Genomic DNA, 19,762 nt, shown 5'->3' with positions numbered 1-19,762 from the left:
CCTGAGGAGCAAGAAAAAACCCCGTGATTACGGGGTTTTTTTATAAGCAACACTTATGTAATTTAGATTTCCACTTTGATGCACCGGTCCATGATGACGTTGAGCCCGCCGGCGGAAGCGATGTTCGCCGCTTCCTCGTTATAAATGCCGAGCTGCAGCCACAGCGTCTTGGCGCCGATCGCGACCGCTTCTTCCGCCACGGGCGGCGTAAATTCGCTGCGCCGGAAGACGTTGACGATATCGACCGGGAATGGAATATCTTTCAGCGTCGGATAGCTCTTTTCCCCGAGAATTTCGGTCGCATTCGGATTGACCGGGACGATCCGGTACCCTTTGCGCTGCATCGCTTCCGATACGGCGTACGATGTCCGCTCCGGCTTATCCGACAAGCCGACGACGGCGATGACGGACGACTCCAGCAAAATGTTGCGGATTTGCTCTCTCGACGGATTTTCGAATGCCATACGTTTGCTCCCTCCTTAGGTCAGGACTCGACTTTTACCCATTCCACTTGGGCGCCCAGCGCCCGCAGATGGTCGAAATAAATCGGGTACGATTTGGCGACATGATGCGCGTCCCGAATGACGATCGGCCGCCGGGCGCGCAACCCTACGACCGTCAGCGCCATAATGACGCGGTGATCGTAATGCGCGTCGATTTCCACGCCGCCCTCGACGCCTTCCGGCTTGCCGTGAACGATAATTTCGCTTTGGCGCTCCTCGACATCGGCTCCCGCCTTGCGCAGCTCGTTCAAGTAATCGGTGATGCGGTCGCATTCCTTGTAGCGCAAATTTTCGACATTGTAAAAGCGCGACGTTCCTTCCGCAAAGACGGCCGCCGCCACCATCGCCAGCACCGCATCGGTTGCGGTGTCGCCGTCGAATTCGACGGCTTTCAGCTTGCCGTTGCCCCGAACGTTCACGACCGCATTATGATGCGTCAGCGGCACTTCCATCATGCGCAGCACATCGATAATCGCGCGCTCGCCCTGCTTGCTGTTTTCGACGAGGCCGCGAATCGTCACGTCGGATTCCGTGACCGCCGCCGCGGCGAGCACGGCTGCCGAACCCGGATAATCGCCTTGCACCGTATACGTTTTGGCCGCGTACGATTGGCCGCCCGGCACGCGGTAGCGCATCAGATCCTCGCTCGCTTCGATGACGATGCCGGCCTGTTCCAGCACCTCGAGCGTCTGGCCGACGACGACCTTCGATTTCAAGTCGCCGACGACTTCGATTTCGCTGTCTCCTTCGAGAAGCGGCGTCAAAAAGAGCAATGCGCTCAAATATTGCGAACTGACGCTGCCCGATACGCGAATGCGGCCGCTTCTCGGCTTGCCGCCGCGAATCGTAATCGGCAGCTTGCCGCCGTTGTGGTCGATCTCGACCCCCATCTGTTCGAGCGCGTCGATCAAATCGTCATGCGGCCGCTTGCCGAGCGACTCGGGATAACGGTTCACAAACGTCACGTTCGGGCATAATGAGGCAATAGCCATCAGGAAGCGCAGAACGGCGCCCGCATTGCCGACATCAAGCTCCCGAACGTCCTTCGGCTTCCCGCCGAAGCCGGTGATAACAATTTTCTCTCCGTCTTCTTCCAGAACGGCGCCCAGATCGCGGACGCAGCGGCGCATCGCGTCGCTGTCCTCGCTGTGCGCCGGATAATAAATCGTGCTCGTTCCGTCCGCAAGCGCTGCCGCCAGCAAATAACGCGTCGTATAATTTTTCGATGAGAGCGCCTGAATGTCTCCCCGCAGACGGGGCGTCGGCGTTACGATTACGTCCATACCGTTTCGTTCTCCTTTATATGCGTTATACGTTTGTTCTGCCGTTTCATGAAGCGTTCACGAGGCCGTGTTCATGGGGCGTTCCCCGCCGCCTCCAGACGGGCGGCCGCAATCCGTTCGACGACCGCTTCCGCGCTCAGATGGGTCGTATCGACCGTCAAATGGGCAAAATCGTAGGCATTTTGGCGTGCGGCGAGCAGCCGCGCCACATTGCCTTCCACATCCCCTTGCAGCAGCGGACGGTTCGGATCGTTGCGCACCCGGCTCACGATTTGCTCCCGCTCCGCCTTGAGCGCTACAACATAGCCTTTCTCCAGCATGGCCTGCCGGTTCGCTTCGGCCAGCACCGCGCCTCCGCCTGTTGCCAGTACGATTTTCGGCGTATCGAGCAAATCCGCAAGCACTTGGGTTTCGATCGCCCGAAACGCCGGTTCGCCCGATTCGGCGAAAATATCGGGAATCGACCGTCCTTCCCGCCGCTCGATTTCCTCGTCGGTATCTTTCCAGGACCAGCCGAGCCGCTCGGCAAGCAGCCGGCACACGGTCGATTTGCCGGTCCCCATAAACCCGATCAGCACGATCGGTTTGTCAAGCAATGTTCGATCCAAAACTGCTGCACCCTTTTATAGTTGTTATTTGTCTTAGCATACCATTTTTATTGGGAAACGGTATAAAAAAGTTTATGCTCCGTAAGGATAATACTAAGTCGTCTATCCAAAGATTGGGAGTGGTCCCCTTGTCCGAACCGTCATCGTCCTACCCTGTCAGGCTGCGTCTCGACCGCTTGCTCGCCCCCGACTATCCGCTCTGCCGGGACGATGTCGTCTGGGTGCTCGATTATATTAAAAAAAAGGTGGCCGGGGAAGATCCGGCGTTATTGGATCTGCCGCAGCCACGCTTGCTCAGGAATTACCGGTTGTTCGCCGAGGCGGCGATGCTGCTCATCCACCGCAGGCCCGGAAACGAGCAGGAGATCGACCGGCTCCGGCTTCTGCTCGCCGAAGCGGTGCGCGATTTCGAGCAGCCGCTCGCTTGAACGGCCGGCTGTTTCCGCCTGCTCAGGATTCGAGCCAGTTGAAATGGAATACCCCTTCTTTATCCACCCGTTTGAACGTATGGGCGCCGAAATAGTCACGCTGCGCCTGCAACAGGTTGGCAGGGAGCCGCTCCGTGCGGTAGCTGTCGAAATAGGAAAGGGCGCTTGCGAACCCGGGCACCGGAATGCCGTACTGAACGGCTGTCGCCACCACTTCGCGCCATGCCCCCTGGTACGACTCGACGATTTCCTTGAAATAAGGATCGAGCAGCAGATTGCGCAGCTGCGGATCGCGGTCGTACGCTTCCTTGATGTTCTGCAGGAAGCGGGCGCGGATAATACAGCCGCCGCGGAAAATCATCGCGATGTCGCCGTAGCGCAAATTCCATCCGTACTCTTCCGACGCCGCCCGCATTTGAGCGAAGCCTTGCGCATAGGAGCAAATTTTGCTCGCGAACAGCGCTTTGCGGACCGCTTCGATAAACGCCTTCTTGTCGCCCTGGAACGGAGCGGTTTGCGGACCTTTCAGCAGCTTGCTCGCCGCTACGCGCTCTTCCTTAAGCGCCGAGATGAAGCGCGAGAATACCGATTCGGTAATGATCGAGAGCGGCACGCCAAGATCGAGCGCGCTCTGGCTTGTCCACTTGCCGGTTCCTTTCTGGCCGGCCGAGTCGAGAATGACGTCGACCATCGGCTTGTTCGTTTCCGGATCGTACTTGGAGAAAATGTCGGCCGTAATTTCGATCAGATAGCTGTCCAGCTCGCCGCGATTCCATTCCGAGAACGTCTCGTGCAGCTCCTCGGTCGTCAGCCCGAGCACCGAGGTCAGCAGATGGTAAGCTTCGCAGATCAGCTGCATGTCGCCGTATTCGATTCCGTTATGCACCATTTTCACATAATGGCCGGCGCCGTCCGGACCGATGTACGTGCAGCAAGGATCGCCGTTTACTTTGGCGGAAATGGCCGTCAAGATCGGCTCGACCAGCTTGTAGGCCGATTCCTGACCGCCCGGCATAATCGCCGGCCCTTTGAGCGCGCCTTCTTCGCCGCCCGATACGCCCGTACCGATGAAACGCAGTCCTTTCGCCTCGAGCTCGCGGCTGCGGCGCTGGGTGTCCGGGAAATAAGCGTTGCCGCCGTCTATGATAATATCCCCTTTGTCCAGATGGGGGACAAGCGCTTCGATCGTGGCGTCGGTGCCCGCTCCGGCTTGCACCATGATCAAAATTTTGCGCGGCGTTTCCAGCGACGCCACGAATTCCTCGATGCTGTACGTCGGCACGATATTTTTGCCGGCCGCCTCTTTCATCAAATCGTCGGTTTTTTCCCGCGAACGGTTGTAGACCGATACGGTAAACCCTTTGCTTTCAATGTTAAGCGCCAAATTTCTGCCCATAACGGCCAGCCCGATGACGCCGATCTGCTGTTTTGCCATAGTTTCTTCCACCTTCGATCTTCTGAGTTTATTTACCGCAATACTTTATATTGTACTTCTTTTGGCGTACCGTGAAAACTACTTTGTCGAAACGTCCCGCATTTGCCAGTCCCGCTGGAACGATGCGATGTCGGCAAACGCCGCTGCCAGGCTGCCGTACAGCGACCGGTATACGGGATAGAGCCGGTTGTAGACGGCCGACGCGCCCGCGTCCGGGTGCCGCAGCTCGGCAATGCCGGGCGCGGGTCCCGCCTGAAGGCCGAGCGCTTCAAGGGCGAAGCGCGCCGCGCCGAGGGCCGAAGCGTCGCTCGTGTCCGCCATCGCCACGGGGCAGCCGATCATATCGGCCGTCAGCTGGCGCAGCGGCGCCGAGCGGAAAAATCCGCCCGAGGCGCGAATTTCGCGGATCGGCCCGCCAAGCTCGGCCACCGCTTCCGCCACGGCGCGCAGCCCGAAGACGATGCCTTCGAGGGCTGCGCGGATCATGTGCCGCCTGTCGTGCCCGAGCGACAGGCCGACAAAGACGCCGCGCGCGTCCTCGTCCCAATGCGGCGCGCGCTCCCCCGCCAGGTGCGGCAGGCAGAGCAGGCCGTCCGCACCCGGCGGCACCTCGAGCGCCAGAGAGACGAGGCGCTCGTAAGGGTCTTCGCCGGCGGCGACAGCGGCCTGCGCGTCTGCGGGAACGAGCTTGTCCCGCAGCCAGCGGAGCACGACGCCGCCGCTGTTGACCGGCCCGCCGGCGATCCACAGGCCGCCGCCGGCCGGGTAGCAGAACAGGCGGCCTGCCGCATCGGCCGCCGGACGCGGCAGCGCGACGCGGACTGCGCCGCTCGTGCCGACCGTGACGGCGGCAACGCCGGGCTCGACAGCGCCCGCGCCGAGATTGGCCAGGACGCCGTCCGCGCCGCCGATGACGACCGGCGTGCCGGCGGCAAGCCCCATCGCCGCCGCCGGTCCCGGCAGCAGCCCCCCCGGCGCCGCGAAGGACGACGGGACGAGCGCAGGAAGCCGCTCCTCGCCGATGCCGGCCAGCGCCAGCGCTTCCGGATCCCAAGCGCCCGTATGTACATTATAGAGACCGGTGCCGCCCGCCACCGATTCGTCCGACAGATACGGCCCGCCGCACCACCGTGCAAACACGTATTCGCGAATGCCGACGAACGCCGCGGCGGCGGCAAATAGCTCCGGTTCCCGCTCGCGCAGCCACATCAGCTTGCAGAGCGGAGTCATCGCATGAACCGGCACGCCGGTGCGCTGCGCCAGCCGCGAAGCATGCCCGGTCTCGCGCAGACGCCGGGCCATTGCGGCCGCCCGTTGATCGGCCCAGGTGATGCAGGGCGTCAGCGGGTCGCCGGCCGCGTCTACGGCGATCAGCGCATGCATGGCCGAGCTGAAGGCAACGGCGGCAATATCCCCGGCCGTTAGGCCGGCCAGCGCCAGCGCCTCGCGCACGGCGCCTTCCGCTGCGGAACGGATCCGCTCCGGCTCCTGTTCGGCATAGCCGGGAGAAAGCACGAGCAGCGGATAGTCCCGCTCCGCCTTGGCGAGCACGGAGCCGCCGGCTCCCCCCTCCGTAAGCGAGCGGACGGATACGGCTACGGCTTTGGCGCTCGTCGTTCCGAGATCGACCGCCATAATGGCCGGCCGCTTGGCAAAATCTGATCCTGATGTCATGCAGTATCTCCTTAACGCAAGCGAATGGATGATCGCACTCGATCATTGAAGCAATCTTCCTTCATTCTAGCTATACGTTTCGAAGATGTAAAGCTTAAGGGGCGGCTCGCCGAATGCCGGCAAGACGCCCCCCCAAACCGAACAATCCGTCGCCGCCGAATGCGGCGCCGCTTCCCCCTTCTTACAATTCCAGCTGAAGCATTTCCACCCGGAGCGACGCCAGACGTTCCTTGGATGCCGCCGCGTCTTCCTCCCTGCCTTCCTGCAGCGCTTCGTACAACGTCACCAGTTCGTAATCCAGCTCGTAACGGAGAACGGCCGCCCGCTCCTCCGCTCTCGTCGACTGATACGCCCTGGTAATTTCGTCCAGTGTTACAAACGGCTTTTTCTGATAGATAATGCGATGCTCCATTCCCGACACCTCCACAAGCCGAATAATTTCGCCAAACATAATATTTTCGATGACGATCTGGCGGTCTTTAATCCGTTTTACTACCGCATGACCTCTTGTGTCGTTGATCAGTTTCTCGATCAATTCCGCGAGCTTCTCGTCCTTGATCACGTAATCCCCCACGATTTTGTAGCAGTTCAAAAGCTTCTGAAACCTCAGCTTTACCAGTTTTCGTCCTGTGCGTACCGATATGAGGAATTGCGCCTCTGACTCGCTCCAATACAAGGAATAACCTTCTTGGATCAAATCCCGGATCAGATTTTGGATTTGCCGGCGGTCGAATCGCAGTTCCAGATTGCAGTATTCCACTTCGTAGCTCCTGTTCACGGCAATCCCTCCTTGCACAATTTTTGACGAAATGTTCTGACAATTTTTCTATACTCCTATCTTATACTTCATTTTATGTTCTGGCAACTTGGTTTATTGACTATTTTTAAAAGGTTGGGCAAGCCGTTTTTTGCGATGCTGGCGCGGAAACCGGACGATCGGACGGGCTGTGCTGTTCGCGGATACCGGACAGACGGACGAGCTATGCTATAATGGAAAAGACTAACGACGACCAAGGAGTGTTGACCTATGACGACCCCATCGGCGCCAGCCGCTCATGCGGCCGGTACTCTTCGCCGGTTCGACGGCTTTGCGGCGGCCGATTTCGACGTATTCGCCATTCCGGGACTGGAGGCGCGCATGAGCGCCCTGATCGAACGCGTGCGGCCGAAGCTGACGCTGCTCGGCGAGAGGCTGGCTCCGGCCCTGTCCGCCATGTGCGGGGAAGAAATGTTCCCCCATGTCGCCAAGCACGCCCGCCGGACCGTTCATCCGCCGAACGATACATGGGTCGCTTTCTCTGCGAACAAGCGGGGATATAAAGCTTTGCCGCATTTTCAGATCGGTCTGTTCGAATCGCATCTGTTTATCCAGTTCGCCGTCATATACGAAGCCCCGGACAAAGCCGCTTTCGCCAGACGGGCGCTCGCATCGCTTGCCGATATCGCCCGCGCGATCCCGGATCATTACGTCTGGTCGGGCGACCATACGGTTGCGCAAAGTACGCCTCACGGCGAAATGAAGAACGACGGCGGCCTCGCCCGCCTGTTCGAGCGTCTCGCCAGCGTGAAGGCGGCCGAAGTCCTGTGCGGCATCGAGATCCGGCGCGGCGACGAGCGGCTTCGCGACGGCGAAGCGCTGATCGGACTCGCAGAGCAAACGTTCGAGACGCTGCTTCCGCTGTACCGCATGGCCCGAAGCGCCGGCAGCGCCGTGTAAAGCTGTGTAAAAAATCGTATTCGCCGATCGGGCAAATATTCCCGCGAATTTGCCTCCCAAGCGTAAAAAGCTTCTCGCTTATCGGCGAAGAAAAAGAAAATCCGCCTCGCTTACGCCCGGTCAGGCGAAAGCGAGGCGGATTTTTCGGTACAGCAAGCGGCTGCGAAGCTGTGAAGGCGGTGCCGCGATCAGACGCTGTGCGCCCTCTGAATCTCGCTCCGGTCGAGCGTCCGGAAACGAAGCAGCAGCAGGAGAGCGGCCAATGAAATGACGCCGCCCAGCAAATAAGGCAGCAGCAGATCGATCCGGAACAACAAGGCGCCCGCCAGCGGTCCGGTGATGCGGCCAAGGCTGTCCATCGACGAGCTGAGACCGGAAGCGACCCCTTGTCCGACGGTCGTCTTCTGCGTAATGAGGGACGTGACGCAGGGGCGAATCAGCGCATTGCCGACGCCGAAAACGGCGAGCGACAGCGTCGCGTACCAGAGGCTGTGGGCGGCAAGCAGCATAAAGAAGCCTATCGCCGATATGACGAGCCCGGCCGCGATATATTTCGGCTCCTCACCTTTGCGGACCATGCGGCGGACGACGCCGCCCTGAATGAGCGCGCCGACGATTCCGCAGACGAAAAACATGACGCCAACCTCAAGCGGTGTCACATCGAATCGGCGAATGCCGAAAAACTGCAGCGTCGCTTCCAGTCCGGCAAGCGAGAACGACACGAAAAACGCCAGCACGTACAAATATTTGAGCGGACCGGTGAAAGCGGTCCAGCGCGACTGCCTTCGCTGCGGCGCCTGCTTGCGGGCTTCGGGCGGAAGCGATTCCGTCAATTTCCCGAGCGCCAGGAAGAACGTCACCATCGCCAGCGCGGCGGCGGCAAAGAAAGGAGTCTCATGCGAAACGAGGCTGAGCAGTCCGCCGAAACCGGGACCGACCGTAAACCCGAGGCCGATCGACATGCCGACGAGCCCCATCCCTTTGGTCCGCTGTTCGGGCGGCGTAATATCGGCCACATATGCGACGATGACCGATGTCACGGCGCCGGAGAACAACCCGCCGAGCACCCGCGACGCATACATGAGCGCGAGATTGCCCGAAGCGAGGCCGAACAGCAGGAAGCTGGCCGCGAAGCCGAGCACGCCCGTCAGGATGACTTTTCGGCGGCCGATCCGGTCGGACAACCCTCCCCACACCGGCGACAGAATGAACGACACGGCCGAATAGATGGCCAGCATCAATCCGGTATGCGTTTCCGCCAGCGCCGGGTCGGCTTCCTTAATAATCTCCGGCATGACCGGAATAATAATGCCGAAGCCGATAAAAGTCGTGACGATCATCGCCATGACGATCAGCAATCGCTTATCTTTCATCCAGATTCCCTCCAATACCCCTTATCGTACCACAACGGACAGCCTTCCGGTTATGAACAATTCGGGAACAAAAAGTCTACTATCATTTTCGGCAAAAATGCAGCTTGCAATCCCCTTCGTTTTTGCTATACTCATCCTTGTTTGATTTCAATAGCGATTCCTTCGAAACGAAAGGCAGGGACGAAAAAAAGCGATGGACCACAACCGCACCCCGCTCTTCAGCGCGCTGCGCCGGCATGCGGAACGCGATCCGGTGCAATTCCATATACCCGGACATAAAAAAGGGGTGGGCAGCGACGAGGAATTCCGCCGATTTGTCGGTGACAATGCGCTGTCCATCGACCTGATCAATATCGCTCCGCTCGACGACCTGCACCAGCCGACCGGCGTCATCGAAGAAGCCCAGAAGCTGGCGGCGGACGCGTTCGGCGCCGATTACACCTTCTTCTCTGTACAGGGCACGAGCGGAGCCATCATGACGATGATTCTGACCGTCTGTTCGCCCGGCGACAAAATTATCGTCCCGCGCAATGTGCATAAATCGGTCATGTCCGCCATCATTTTCGCCGGCGCGCGACCGGTCTTTATTTCGCCCGCACGAGATGCGAACCTCGGCATCGATCACGGCATTACGACCCGTTCGGTCCGCCGGGCGCTCGAGCGCCATCCGGACGCCAAAGCGGTGCTCGTCATCAACCCGACGTATTTCGGCATCTGCGCCAATCTGCGGGAAATCGTCGAGCTTGTCCACAGCTACGATATTCCCGTCCTCGTCGACGAAGCGCACGGTGCGCTGATTCACTTCCACGAGAAACTGCCGATGTCCGCCATGCAGGCCGGCGCGGATATGGCGGCCACCAGCGTTCACAAGCTGGGCGGTTCGATGACGCAAAGCTCCGTTCTGAACGTCCGCAAGGGCCGGATCAATCCGCAGCGCGTCCAGACGATTATCAGCATGCTGACGACGACGTCCACTTCCTATCTGCTGCTCGCCTCCCTGGATACGTCCAGACGCAATCTGGCGATCAACGGCCATGATCTGGCGGAGCGCGCCATCCGGCTGGCAGATCAAGCGCGGACGGCGATCAACCGGATTCCCGGCTTGTACTGTATGGGAGAAGAAGTGCTCGGCGGCGAAGCGACATACGATTTCGATCCGACCAAGCTGACGATCCATGTCCGCCATCTCGGCATCACCGGCTACGAAACGGAGAACTGGCTGCGAGACCGATTCAATATCGAAGTCGAGCTGAGCGATATGTACAACATTCTCTGTCTCGTCACGCCGGGGGACAGCGAGGACACGATCGACAAGCTGATCCGTGCGCTGCAGGCGCTGTCCGACGAGTTCTACAATCGCGGCGAAGTGAAAGAGCTGGTCGTGAAAATACCGGAAATTCCGCAGCTCTCCCTGACGCCGCGGGACGCCTTCTACGCCGAGACCGAGATCGTTCCGTTCCGGGAATCGGCCGGCAGAATTATTGCCGAGTTTATTTACGTTTATCCGCCCGGCATTCCGATTCTGCTGCCCGGCGAAGTCATTTCGCAGCAGAACATCGATTATATCGTCGATCATGTCGAAGTCGGCCTGCCCGTAAAAGGGCCGGAAGACCGGACGATCGAATATGTCAAGGTCATTGTGGAAGAAGAAGCGATCTTCTAACTTCGCTTCGGCATAAAACGGCCGGCGAATTGTTGCGCCGCCGAAGCCGCCTGTCCGACAGGCGGCTTCGGCGGCGCTTTTGCGCGTTTTCCGACGCCTTTCCCGCGAAACCGCTTTTCGCTCCCGTCCCCTTGTTCCCCTTGCTTCCCCGCGATTCCCGATGCCGGGTCATGGCTTGCCATCCACTTATTGTCAACCTCAGTCCGGCATGCTATGATGGTTTGGGGGTGGAAATCATTGGCTCAAAGCGCTTACATTGCATTCGTGGAAGGCTCGGCCGCAGAGCGGATTACGCTCGCGGAACTGCAGCGGAAGCTGCTGGATTACCGGGACCAGACCGCGCGCACAGGCCAGCAGCTCAATTGGGATTATGCCGAGGCCGCATTTCCGTACACCATCGAAACCAAACCGGGCGAAGAGGACCGGTGGTTTTATTTGAAAGGCAAGGATCCGCTTTACCGATACATCGTGTTCGGCATTTCCGAGCGGGCCGCCGGTGACGGCGAAACCGCCAGGCCATGCATACAGGTCGTACTGCCGGACGACGCCACGCACGGCGACAAGGCGAAAGCGAACGAGCTGTGCAAGTTTTTGGCCAAGCAGTACAAAGCCGCGCTTACGATGTTCAACGGCCGCACGATCTACTATAATCCGCGCAAATAAAATACCCGCACAAAAAAACATCCCCTTCCATTTGGACAAATGACCGGGATGTTTTTTCAGCTTAACCGTTTCGCCTGCTCAGGAACTTTGCCGTTCCTGCTCGGCAATCTCTTCGTAAATGCGGGTGACGCGCTCCCATTCCGCATCGTCTTCGATGCCGACAAGATACGCCTCGTCGTTCTCTTCCTCTATGCGGAAAATGACGCCGTCTTCTTCCGGATTGTTGCGGTCGAGCAGCACCGCATAGAGCTGATTTTCGGATTCGAACGTGTACACCATTACCATCTCGCGTTCCGTACCTTCGTCGTCGGCCACGAGAAACACATGCTCTTCATGTTCGTGATCGTGGTCGTGATCGTGGTCGTGATCGTGTCCGCATCCGCATTGGTTGTCATGCTTGTGATCGGTCATTCGCGTTCCCCATTTCCATCATTGTATTGGCACCTTCGTATCGTATCATGTTCGCCGTTCAACCGCAAGGCGCCCTCGTCCGCCGCAGCGGAGGGGCGCCTGGTAACGGTTTATTCTGCCGTGATGATTTTCTCGGATACAAGCCCCCATTCATCGGTGGGCGAAGCTTTCATAAAGAACCGGACGGCATATTTGCCTGCCGTTTCGAAGTGATACTTGATATTTTCGGTCCGGAACCAGAAGTTGTCCTTTCCTTTCAGATTTACATCTTGCGACTGGATGACCGTCTCCTGATTGGCCGGATTGAAGATCGATACTTTGACCGCGCTGATTTGGGTCGTCAAATTGTCAATCTGTGCAAACACGTTAAACGTGTACCGATTATTTTTGTCGACATTGCCGAACGTCTTCTGGTCCTGAAACAGAAACATATGAACGTTCGGTTTCGTTACGATTACTTTTTTCGTATCGTTGTCCCACGCGACCAGCGCCTGCAGCGAGCCGGCTATTTCACGCAGCGGCAAAAGGGTCTGGCCGTTGATGATGACGCCGCTGTTTACGCCTTCTTTTCCGTTTACCAAAATGTTCACCCGCTGAGCCGCCGCATCGGCAAATACCATCGTACCTCCCCACAAGCTGAGGACGAACAGGACTATGAGCAGCTTTCGAACTTTCATGCGATGCAAAACCTCCATCCGTTATTCTCTGGATGTAAGGTTATACTCCGCATGTATACCAAAGTTGCGGGGCCGTCCCGCATTTCTTCGCAAAAGTCAAGCAGCCGAATTTGTCGCAATTTGCAACATATTGCGATTGCCGGGGAAATGTTCCTGCCGGCGTTCACACCCATTTTCGGGTCAGAATGCACGGCACGCCTTTGCCTGCGGCTCCCGCGCGGCGCATTCGATCGAGGTAGCGAAGTCCGCGTTCGCAAGGCGTTTTGCAGACCGCGCATGTCTCCCACAAGACCAGTTTCATTTCCATCTGACGGCGTTCCGAACCGGCATTTTTGTTTCTTTTGGCCATTTTCACCTTGCTCATCTTTCCCGCTCCCCTTACTCAACGAACCGAAATTCCGCGCTGTCCGCGCTCCCTGCATTGTATGCGGAATGTCCGAGGAAAGATAAAGGCGTATGTGCCGTATGCGGCGGTACTATGAAAAGTTTTCTTCCGCCCTGGCGTCATGCATGATACATTGAACATAAACGGAAATTAATTTCGTGAGGTGGAGATAATGGCTGTACATATCCAAATGATCGGCACCGGCAGCGCGTTTGCCAAACGGTACGATAACAACAACGCGCTGATCGAAACGGGAAGCCGCACCCTGCTGCTCGATTGCGGCATAACATGCCCGTCCGCGCTGTATCGTCTCGGCCGTCATTTCGGCGAAATCGACGCGGTGCTGATCAGCCATATTCACGGCGATCATGTCGGGGGGCTGGAGGAATATGCGTACCAGATGAAATACGTATACAAGCGCAAGCCGGTGCTGTACGTTCCCGCGCCGCTCGTTGCGCCGTTATGGGAACATACGCTGAAAGGCGGGATGGAATCGGAAGAGGCGGACAGCCTGACGCATTATTTTGACGTTTATCCGCTTGAGGAAGGCGAGGAAAGCGAGCTTCTGCCGGGTTTGCGCGTCAAGCCGCTGCGCACCCGGCATGTCCCCGGCAAAATCAGCTTTTCCTATGTCATCAACGGGACGTTCTTTTATTCGGCGGATATGCGGTTCGACCCCGATCTGCTTGAGCGGCTCGACCGCGAAGGCATCCGGACGATCTTCCACGACTGCCAGCTTCATCCTCCGGGGGAAGTGCACGCCGCTTTGCCGGAGCTGCTGACGCTTCCGGAACGGCTGCAGGAGAAAATATGGCTGATGCATTACGGTGATGACAAGGAGGCTTTCGAAGGCCGCACAGGACGAATGCGGTTTGTCGAGCCGCATGTCCGCTATCCGATCTGAATGGCGAAAGGCCCGTCGCGACCGACGGGCCTTTCCGAATCAACGAAATTTATTCGAATTTTATTTAGTTTATTCGAAAGTCGGCAATTGATCCAAATTGTTCGTCGGGTCGCCGTCCGCGTCTCCGCGAATGTACGTTTCCCCGTCTCTGCCCTTGAACGCGTTGACTCCTGCAATTTCCCCGGCCTTCACCGCCTGCAGCGCCTGACCGTAATCCAATATCCGGCCGGTGGACGTTTTGAATGCGGTCAAATCGCCGTCCCCGTTTTTTTGCACCGCCACGAACCTTTCACGCGCACTCTACGTTCCGTTCGGATCTGTCATGTCGCATGCCTCCTCGGTCATAATTGGCCTTACGGTTGTAGTATCGCATTCATTGTCAGAAAATATTCGGAATTGCTATCACGAACGGGATAGTCGGCAGCCGGACGGATAAGGTATGCTGGAGAGCGTATGCGCGCGAAAAAAATACCGGACAAAAACGGGAAGGGAGGCGGTTATCATGCTGGTCGTTTATATGATTTCTTTTATCATGCTGATCGCAATGGTGGCGCTGCTGCTGTTCGTCATGAAGAAAGCATACTCCCGCAAATGGGACGAATAAATATAAGCCCGGGGCACTTCATACATCGTGCCGGGCTTTGTTCGATGTGCGCCGATTTACGGCAGCGCTTCCGCTTCCCCGTTCTTGTCAGAACGGCCGGCGTCTTCCTCATCGGACGGGAATAATGCGGGATGGTCCGGATCATCTGCGCCGTAACTTCCGAACATATCTTGTCCCGACGGAGGCGTGTAGCCGGGAGGAAGCGGTTCGGTTTTGCCGTACACATCGGTCCGCACCTCATCGGTGTAGACGTTTCCGCGAACGCTTTGCTCCGCCCGGACATCTGCCGGCACGGCATGCCGTCGATCATCGCAGCCCGGCAATGCCGCCGGCAGCAGCATGAGGCATACCGCAGCCGCAATAAAACCGGCTACGATTTTCCAGTCTGAACCATTCGAATCCATCGAGCAGCCTCCCAAACAGGCGGAGAGCCTTTTGGAAAACAGTATGCCTCATTTTCGCCGGCGATATGCATCGTCCGGCAGCTTCCGCAGCCAGATGTAACGTTCGTCGTAATCGACGCTGTCTTCGCTTAACATTTTCGCGAACGCCACAATGACCGCGCCGAGAATGACCGCCAGACCGAGCAGCCAAGCGAACAGGTAGCTGTATTCAGCCGCCATCCCGCACCCTCCCGTTCTCCCATTTTGGTACAGCTTATTCGAACGGAAGCGCAAATAGACACAAAAAATCCCTTGATGATCAAGGGATTTCGGTTGGGCCTCGAATTTTTCTTTCATTTCGTCCAATCGCTACCATTTTCCAAAAACATATAATTAACAGAAGGTGTTATAATGATCAATCGTGTAACTGGAGGTGTTATAATGACCAATCGTGTCGCTGAATTAAACCACTTGGCTGCAGCCATTACTTTAATCGGAGCGTTATTGCTGCTTATCGGGGCGGCGGTTAGATTTAAATCGACTTCAATAGAAGTTCGATCTTCACGTTTAAACTAGGGTGAGTTGCCACGGACCAAATTCGTTCATTTTACGCCACTGTTCCTACATTTTGGTTATTATTCATATCACGTAATGGTGGTTAAGAGCGATGTCACCGGTCTTGTAGTCATGGTGCGATAAAAACAAAAGAAGCCTTGATGTACAAGGCTTCTCATCACTTCATATGGTGATCTGTAGTGGGCTCGAACCACTGACCCCCACCCTGTCAAGATGGTGCTCTCCCAGCTGAGCTAACAGATCATATTTACCGGAGACAAGTAATAATATATCAGGAATGAAACGTGCAGTCAACAACTTTTTTAAAATTTTTTCCCCTATGTCGAAAGGACTATTTTGCGCCGGCTGGTGCAACCAATTCCATATGATCGCCGTCTAACGTGATGAATCAAAACAAAAACTTGATCCAAAGAGGTGAACTTGATGAAAAGACGATCCGTCATCACACTGCTCGCCGCGTTTCTGATCCTGCTGCTTCCCCTTCAGTCGGTGTCGGCGTTTCCGGATACCGGCCACGATCCGAACGCGGCGAAAATCGAAAAGCTGAAAAACAAAGGAATCGTAAACGGTGCGAAAAACGGCCGCTTCAATCCGAAAGGCAAGCTGAGCTACGCCGAAGGCGTATCTTTGATCGTGAAAGGAATGGAGCTGAGCCTGGCCCATATCCAATTCATTAAGGAGCCGAAGGCGAGCGACTACTTCACGCATGTTCCCGACAAAGCCTGGTACGCCAAAGCTTTCGTGATCGCGCACCATAACGGTCTGGACATCCCGAAAGACGTGAAGCCGCATTCGTCCATCAGCCGTGAGCAGTTCGCCCATTTGCTGTATCAGGCTTTGATTACGACGGGAGACTACGCATTTACCGAGATTTACCACATCATCAAGGACGAGAACAACATCAATCCCGACTACATGACAAGCATCCAGCGATTGCTGAACATCAAGGTCATTCAGCTCGACAAATCGGGCAAATTTTATCCGCAAAAAGCGATAACCCGCAGCGAAGCCGCGGCTTGGCTGCATGACGCGATCGATTTTGTGAAAGAAATGGCGGAACAGCCCAAGCCGGAACCCGAACCGCAGCCGCAATTGCAAAACTTGAAGCTGAGCTTGACGCCGGTTAATCCGGAAGTGAACCGGGTAACGGTAACGGCCGACGCGCCTCATCCGGGATACGGCATCCGCATCGCTTCCATTACGTTCGACAACGATACGGCAATCCTTCATGTCGAAACGGTACAACCGGACCCGAATCAGATGTATCCGCAAGTCATTACGGAAGTGAAGGCCGAAACCTACGTAGCTTCGTCGTACAAGGTCCGGTTCGCTTCTTAAGGCCGAAATCCTTCCTGGCCGAAGAAAACGGCTCCCGCGGGCATCAGCGCGGCGAGCCGGCTGTAAAACCGGTCGGCTGTCTCCGGCGCGTACAGCTCAGGTTCTCCGAACGCGCTGTAGCTCGCGCGCAGTCCGAGCCTCTCCGTCCGCTTGCCCATGCTGCCGTCGCCCCGGAAAAAATCGTCGACGACGATGCGTCCGGCCGCGGCGGCAAGCCGTTCGGCGAATGCCGGCGTATGCGGCAGCAGCGGACTGACCGCAAGCTGATAGGGAATGCCGGCGGCGCGCAGCTGCTCCGCCGCATGCCATCTCGCTTGCAGCGGCGGCGCCGCAGGCGTAAAATGCTTCCGCGCGTCCTCGCTGTCCGTTTCGATCGTCAGACTGACCCGAATCCGATCCCCGAACAGGCGGATCAACTCCGTATCCCTTACGACAAGCGGACTGCGCGTCTGCAGCAGCACGAACTCGGGAGGATCCTCCGCCATCAGGCGCAGCAAGCTGCGCGTGACCTCGTGCCGGATCTCGGCAGGCTGGTAAGGGTCTGTCGCCGAACCGAAGAACAGAAGAAGCGGCCCCTTCGCTTTCTCCCTCTTCCATTCCGCGCGAAACCGTTTTTCGTCGACCGTTTTGACATCGGCCCAGCTTCCCCATGCCTCTTCCCGAAACCGCCCGACAGGCATTTCCCTTACATAGCAGTACGAGCAGCCGAACGCGCAACCGACATACGGATTCAACGTATGGCTGTAACCGCTCAAATAGCCCCCTGCAGGCGTCAGCCAGCGCTGCGGCGCTTTGCGGATTTGGATGCGCGGAGCCATCTTAGCGCCTCTCCAGAGCCAGCTCCTCCTGAGCCAGCTCCGCAAGCGGCGGAATGCGCCAGTCGATCTCCGGCCTTCCGACACTGCGCAAAAACGCGTTCGCCCGCGAGAACGGCCGGCTGCCGAAAAAGCCTTTATGAGCCGCAAACGGGCTCGGATGCGCCGAAGCGATGACGCAGTGCCGCCGCTTGTCGATGAAAGACGCTTTTTCCTGGGCATGGCGTCCCCACAAAATAAATACAACCGGAGACTCCCGGTCGTTGAGCGCCGCGATGACGCGATCCGTGAACCGTTCCCACCCTTTGCCCTGATGCGAATTGGCGATGCCGGCCTGAACCGTCAGCACGGCGTTCAACAGCAGCACGCCCTGCTTCGCCCACGATACGAGCGAACCGTGATCCGGAATCGGACAGCCGAGATCGTCGTGCAGTTCTTTGTAAATGTTTTGCAGTGACGGCGGTATCCGCACGCCGGGCTGTACGGAGAAGCTCAAGCCGTGCGCCTGCCTCGGTCCGTGATACGGGTCCTGACCCAAAATAACGACGCTCGTCTGCTCGAACGAAGTATAATGAAGGGCGTTAAAAATGTCGTTCATATGCGGGTAAACGGTGACGGACCGGTACTGCTCGATCAGAAACTGGCGCAATTGCCGGTAGTATGGCTTGTCCATCTCCGCATGCAGAATTTGTCCCCAATCATTATGAAAAATTGCCCCCACCGGAATTCCTCCTCGTCTTGCTCTCGTTCCTACTTAATTATACCAGTCTTCCATCCGCAGCCGTATACATTTAAAGAAATTTCACTCGAAAACGAAAAAGAACCCGCCAAAACGTTGGACCGGATCGGCTAAAACGTTGGACCGGATCGGCTGTTTTGGGGGTTTTCGCGGATCGGGCGCCCGCTTCAGGCTTGCGGTTCCCTGCCCTGCCGCGGGGAGTTGACCTGATGCTGACCGCATCCGATCGGCGGTCCGAGAATGACGGATTCCCGGATGGGCGCTACTGCTTTTTCATAGACGTCTTCATTGACGCAATAGGCCCGGTTCATCACTTCTTTGGGCGTGAAACGCAAGAAATCGGAACCGTACACAATATCGGGAGTCGGTTGATCGAATATGGTCAAAAAATGAGCGCGGTCGGTCACCGCCAAAATCCAGTGAAACCAGCCTTTCGGAAATACGGATACTTGCCCCGGCTTCAAACGGTAAATCAACGGCCGCTGCGTAAAAGGATCGAAAACCGATGTCACGACCTCTCCATCGATTACAAATACCGTTTCGGTCACATTCGTATGCCAGTGCGGCTGAACGATAATCCCTTTGCTCAAATGGACATTGAATATACCGTTCCTGATCGCTGGAAATTGATTTCCAAACAGCTGGGTAATATAATTGTGCGGGTCGCGCTCGTAATTGAGCACCCGGGTGGAATCGGCGGCCAACGTTACATCCGGCGCTTGCCAAACAGCGTCCATCATTGCGGTTGTTCCTCCATTTTGGGTTAACGTCTATTTACTGTATGCCGCAACGAACCGATTTGACATTCTCCAGCGCCGCGCAGGCGGCAAAGGGATATAACGCAGATGGAGTTAATAATTATTCAACGATTATAACAGGATCAAAAAGCCAGTCTCTTGCTCTTCTGTAACGAAATAGATACGAGGCATTTTGCTACTCCATGCCGGAAGTGTCTCTATCGGAACAAGCAAATAACAAGGAACTTTCCCCGAACTTGGCCCTTTATGGGCGACTTCTTGAAGCTCGTAGCCTGTGATTCCCCAATCTTCCATTAGCCTCGCCATTTTTTCGGAAACGATCCAAAATGCAGATTCTACATTACCATATCCCGATCCCCTATGTTGCTAATGTCCTCTCTGATCTCTGTCCCTTTCCATTGCTTCTTTGATGTAATTTCTGCGAGGAATTTTACTGTTAATATGGAGCAGCACTCCGAGGTTCACAATAAGCAAAACAATGATGATGTAGTTCATAAAATCCCTTCCTTACTGAAGAATTTCGCCTTGATTCGTCCGAATAGTAAAAAAATTTTGAGTGCTCAAAGCGATGTTAACGCCAAGACCAATGCACCAGAAGCTTCTTCCAATTTACAACACATGACTTCTCGTGCCAAGCTTGCAGACTATAAGGATTTTTCCGACCTTGACACGAACGATTTCATTGAGGAGCATATTGATGCGACGCGAAAGAAAATTTTTTATGAAGCGCTAGGAAACGATTGATTTTCAACTGCCTGCTGTGATAATCGATTAACAATATCGATATATTCTTGTGATAATTGCTTAATAACTCAACTTTCGCAG

The 19,762-nt window shown here is 56.6% G+C and carries 23 protein-coding genes and 1 tRNA gene; 7 read left to right on the top strand and 17 right to left on the bottom strand.

Going from position 1 to position 19,762, the window contains the following annotated elements; all coding sequences use genetic code 11:
• Nucleotides 1-62 precede the first annotated feature (62 nt).
• From ABEV74_RS04325 to ABEV74_RS04315, 3 genes are all read right to left on the bottom strand, one after another.
• Nucleotides 63-464, bottom strand: a complete 402-nt coding sequence (locus tag ABEV74_RS04325; protein ID WP_430143658.1) for a CoA-binding protein — start codon at nt 462-464, stop codon at nt 63-65.
• Between the two features lie 20 nt (nt 465-484).
• Nucleotides 485-1,786 (bottom strand): 3-phosphoshikimate 1-carboxyvinyltransferase, encoded by a 1,302-nt coding sequence (gene aroA, locus ABEV74_RS04320; RefSeq protein ID WP_062492458.1) that lies wholly within the window; start codon nt 1,784-1,786, stop codon nt 485-487.
• 71 nt (nt 1,787-1,857) lie between these two features.
• A complete protein-coding gene (locus ABEV74_RS04315; RefSeq protein ID WP_430143656.1) occupies nt 1,858-2,394 on the bottom strand; it encodes a shikimate kinase in 537 nt (178 codons plus the stop codon).
• A 119-nt stretch (nt 2,395-2,513) separates the two neighbouring features.
• On the opposite strand from ABEV74_RS04315, the gene ABEV74_RS04310 reads away from it, so the two are divergent.
• The gene (locus ABEV74_RS04310; RefSeq protein ID WP_372447005.1) at nt 2,514-2,822 is read left to right on the top strand and encodes a hypothetical protein; all 309 of its coding nucleotides are present in this window, start codon (nt 2,514-2,516) and stop codon (nt 2,820-2,822) included.
• Between the two features lie 22 nt (nt 2,823-2,844).
• Here the strand turns inward: ABEV74_RS04310 and gndA are convergent, their stop codons facing one another.
• The 3 genes from gndA to ABEV74_RS04295 all read right to left on the bottom strand — a co-directional run bounded on the left by gndA (nt 2,845) and on the right by ABEV74_RS04295 (nt 6,709).
• On the bottom strand, nt 2,845-4,257 hold the full coding sequence (gene gndA / locus ABEV74_RS04305) for an NADP-dependent phosphogluconate dehydrogenase (protein WP_062492456.1): 1,413 nt from the start codon (nt 4,255-4,257) through the stop codon (nt 2,845-2,847).
• A gap of 78 nt (nt 4,258-4,335) precedes the next feature.
• Nucleotides 4,336-5,931 (bottom strand): gluconokinase, encoded by a 1,596-nt coding sequence (locus ABEV74_RS04300; RefSeq protein WP_430143654.1) that lies wholly within the window; start codon nt 5,929-5,931, stop codon nt 4,336-4,338.
• A gap of 181 nt (nt 5,932-6,112) precedes the next feature.
• Entirely contained in the window at nt 6,113-6,709 is a 597-nt protein-coding gene (locus ABEV74_RS04295; RefSeq protein ID WP_430143652.1) for a hypothetical protein, read from the bottom strand.
• A gap of 249 nt (nt 6,710-6,958) precedes the next feature.
• Here ABEV74_RS04295 and ABEV74_RS04290 point away from each other — a divergent pair, with 249 nt between their 5' ends.
• On the top strand, nt 6,959-7,648 hold the full coding sequence (locus ABEV74_RS04290) for a YktB family protein (RefSeq protein WP_213526677.1): 690 nt from the start codon (nt 6,959-6,961) through the stop codon (nt 7,646-7,648).
• 188 nt (nt 7,649-7,836) lie between these two features.
• Here the strand turns inward: ABEV74_RS04290 and ABEV74_RS04285 are convergent, their stop codons facing one another.
• Nucleotides 7,837-9,021, bottom strand: a complete 1,185-nt coding sequence (locus ABEV74_RS04285) for an MFS transporter (protein WP_062492452.1) — start codon at nt 9,019-9,021, stop codon at nt 7,837-7,839.
• A gap of 193 nt (nt 9,022-9,214) precedes the next feature.
• Between ABEV74_RS04285 and ABEV74_RS04280 the strand changes: the two genes are divergently transcribed.
• Both ABEV74_RS04280 and ABEV74_RS04275 read left to right on the top strand, forming a co-directional pair.
• On the top strand, nt 9,215-10,684 hold the full coding sequence (locus ABEV74_RS04280) for an aminotransferase class I/II-fold pyridoxal phosphate-dependent enzyme (protein ID WP_062492451.1): 1,470 nt from the start codon (nt 9,215-9,217) through the stop codon (nt 10,682-10,684).
• Between the two features lie 237 nt (nt 10,685-10,921).
• Nucleotides 10,922-11,347, top strand: a complete 426-nt coding sequence (locus ABEV74_RS04275; protein WP_062492449.1) for a DUF1885 family protein — start codon at nt 10,922-10,924, stop codon at nt 11,345-11,347.
• Between the two features lie 78 nt (nt 11,348-11,425).
• Here the strand turns inward: ABEV74_RS04275 and ABEV74_RS04270 are convergent, their stop codons facing one another.
• The 3 genes from ABEV74_RS04270 to ABEV74_RS04260 all read right to left on the bottom strand — a co-directional run bounded on the left by ABEV74_RS04270 (nt 11,426) and on the right by ABEV74_RS04260 (nt 12,799).
• Entirely contained in the window at nt 11,426-11,758 is a 333-nt protein-coding gene (locus ABEV74_RS04270) for a DUF1292 domain-containing protein (RefSeq protein WP_430143649.1), read from the bottom strand.
• A gap of 110 nt (nt 11,759-11,868) precedes the next feature.
• Nucleotides 11,869-12,435, bottom strand: coding sequence for a stalk domain-containing protein (locus tag ABEV74_RS04265; RefSeq protein WP_430143647.1), 567 nt, complete (start codon nt 12,433-12,435; stop codon nt 11,869-11,871).
• A gap of 163 nt (nt 12,436-12,598) precedes the next feature.
• Nucleotides 12,599-12,799, bottom strand: coding sequence for a hypothetical protein (locus tag ABEV74_RS04260; protein ID WP_430143645.1), 201 nt, complete (start codon nt 12,797-12,799; stop codon nt 12,599-12,601).
• Nucleotides 12,800-12,992: 193 nt separating this feature from the next.
• Between ABEV74_RS04260 and ABEV74_RS04255 the strand changes: the two genes are divergently transcribed.
• On the top strand, nt 12,993-13,724 hold the full coding sequence (locus ABEV74_RS04255; protein WP_213526667.1) for an MBL fold metallo-hydrolase: 732 nt from the start codon (nt 12,993-12,995) through the stop codon (nt 13,722-13,724).
• Between the two features lie 69 nt (nt 13,725-13,793).
• Here ABEV74_RS04255 and ABEV74_RS04250 read toward each other — a convergent pair whose 3' ends face one another.
• The 4 genes from ABEV74_RS04250 to ABEV74_RS04235 form a co-directional block, all read right to left on the bottom strand.
• Complete coding sequence (locus ABEV74_RS04250) at nt 13,794-14,006, bottom strand: DUF3892 domain-containing protein (protein WP_430143644.1); 213 nt, start codon at nt 14,004-14,006, stop codon at nt 13,794-13,796.
• A gap of 378 nt (nt 14,007-14,384) precedes the next feature.
• Nucleotides 14,385-14,732, bottom strand: coding sequence for a hypothetical protein (locus tag ABEV74_RS04245; protein WP_430143642.1), 348 nt, complete (start codon nt 14,730-14,732; stop codon nt 14,385-14,387).
• A 48-nt stretch (nt 14,733-14,780) separates the two neighbouring features.
• Complete coding sequence (locus ABEV74_RS04240) at nt 14,781-14,951, bottom strand: hypothetical protein (protein ID WP_160327790.1); 171 nt, start codon at nt 14,949-14,951, stop codon at nt 14,781-14,783.
• A gap of 503 nt (nt 14,952-15,454) precedes the next feature.
• Nucleotides 15,455-15,530, bottom strand: a tRNA-Val gene (locus ABEV74_RS04235).
• A 180-nt stretch (nt 15,531-15,710) separates the two neighbouring features.
• Between ABEV74_RS04235 and ABEV74_RS04230 the strand changes: the two genes are divergently transcribed.
• Nucleotides 15,711-16,625, top strand: a complete 915-nt coding sequence (locus tag ABEV74_RS04230; RefSeq protein ID WP_213526659.1) for an S-layer homology domain-containing protein — start codon at nt 15,711-15,713, stop codon at nt 16,623-16,625.
• On the opposite strand, the gene ABEV74_RS04225 is transcribed toward ABEV74_RS04230, so the two are convergent.
• From ABEV74_RS04225 to ABEV74_RS04215, 3 genes are all read right to left on the bottom strand, one after another.
• Nucleotides 16,622-17,443 carry an SPL family radical SAM protein gene (locus ABEV74_RS04225; protein ID WP_430143640.1) on the bottom strand — a complete coding sequence of 274 codons (822 nt, stop codon included), beginning with the start codon at nt 17,441-17,443 and terminating at the stop codon, nt 16,622-16,624. The two genes, ABEV74_RS04230 and ABEV74_RS04225, sit on opposite strands and share 4 nt — an antisense overlap.
• Nucleotide 17,444: 1 nt before the next feature.
• Nucleotides 17,445-18,161 carry a uracil-DNA glycosylase gene (locus tag ABEV74_RS04220; RefSeq protein ID WP_430143638.1) on the bottom strand — a complete coding sequence of 239 codons (717 nt, stop codon included), beginning with the start codon at nt 18,159-18,161 and terminating at the stop codon, nt 17,445-17,447.
• 185 nt (nt 18,162-18,346) lie between these two features.
• Nucleotides 18,347-18,919, bottom strand: coding sequence for a cupin domain-containing protein (locus tag ABEV74_RS04215; RefSeq protein WP_430143636.1), 573 nt, complete (start codon nt 18,917-18,919; stop codon nt 18,347-18,349).
• Nucleotides 18,920-19,378: 459 nt separating this feature from the next.
• Between ABEV74_RS04215 and ABEV74_RS04210 the strand changes: the two genes are divergently transcribed.
• On the top strand, nt 19,379-19,681 hold the full coding sequence (locus ABEV74_RS04210; protein WP_430143634.1) for a hypothetical protein: 303 nt from the start codon (nt 19,379-19,381) through the stop codon (nt 19,679-19,681).
• The last annotated feature ends 81 nt before the right edge of the window (nt 19,682-19,762 follow it).

Source organism: Paenibacillus cisolokensis, assembly GCF_050481165.1.
GTDB classification, from domain to species: Bacteria; Bacillota; Bacilli; order Paenibacillales; family Paenibacillaceae; genus Paenibacillus_AH; species Paenibacillus_AH cisolokensis.
Note: the sequence above shows the minus strand (reverse complement) of the source record. Positions and strands in the feature narration are given on the sequence as shown.

Coding starts and splice junctions, on each gene's coding strand:
- ABEV74_RS04325 (WP_430143658.1), bottom strand. CDS start 464: ATGGCATTCGAAAATCCGTCGAGAGAGCAAATCCGCAACATTTTGCTG.
- aroA (WP_062492458.1), bottom strand. CDS start 1,786: ATGGACGTAATCGTAACGCCGACGCCCCGTCTGCGGGGAGACATTCAG.
- gndA (WP_062492456.1), bottom strand. CDS start 4,257: ATGGCAAAACAGCAGATCGGCGTCATCGGGCTGGCCGTTATGGGCAGA.
- ABEV74_RS04300 (WP_430143654.1), bottom strand. CDS start 5,931: ATGACATCAGGATCAGATTTTGCCAAGCGGCCGGCCATTATGGCGGTC.
- ABEV74_RS04290 (WP_213526677.1), top strand. CDS start 6,959: ATGACGACCCCATCGGCGCCAGCCGCTCATGCGGCCGGTACTCTTCGC.
- ABEV74_RS04285 (WP_062492452.1), bottom strand. CDS start 9,021: ATGAAAGATAAGCGATTGCTGATCGTCATGGCGATGATCGTCACGACT.
- ABEV74_RS04280 (WP_062492451.1), top strand. CDS start 9,215: ATGGACCACAACCGCACCCCGCTCTTCAGCGCGCTGCGCCGGCATGCG.
- ABEV74_RS04270 (WP_430143649.1), bottom strand. CDS start 11,758: ATGACCGATCACAAGCATGACAACCAATGCGGATGCGGACACGATCAC.
- ABEV74_RS04265 (WP_430143647.1), bottom strand. CDS start 12,435: ATGAAAGTTCGAAAGCTGCTCATAGTCCTGTTCGTCCTCAGCTTGTGG.
- ABEV74_RS04260 (WP_430143645.1), bottom strand. CDS start 12,799: ATGAGCAAGGTGAAAATGGCCAAAAGAAACAAAAATGCCGGTTCGGAA.
- ABEV74_RS04255 (WP_213526667.1), top strand. CDS start 12,993: ATGGCTGTACATATCCAAATGATCGGCACCGGCAGCGCGTTTGCCAAA.
- ABEV74_RS04245 (WP_430143642.1), bottom strand. CDS start 14,732: ATGGATTCGAATGGTTCAGACTGGAAAATCGTAGCCGGTTTTATTGCG.
- ABEV74_RS04240 (WP_160327790.1), bottom strand. CDS start 14,951: ATGGCGGCTGAATACAGCTACCTGTTCGCTTGGCTGCTCGGTCTGGCG.
- ABEV74_RS04230 (WP_213526659.1), top strand. CDS start 15,711: ATGAAAAGACGATCCGTCATCACACTGCTCGCCGCGTTTCTGATCCTG.
- ABEV74_RS04225 (WP_430143640.1), bottom strand. CDS start 17,443: ATGGCTCCGCGCATCCAAATCCGCAAAGCGCCGCAGCGCTGGCTGACG.
- ABEV74_RS04215 (WP_430143636.1), bottom strand. CDS start 18,919: ATGATGGACGCTGTTTGGCAAGCGCCGGATGTAACGTTGGCCGCCGAT.
- ABEV74_RS04210 (WP_430143634.1), top strand. CDS start 19,379: ATGGAGCAGCACTCCGAGGTTCACAATAAGCAAAACAATGATGATGTA.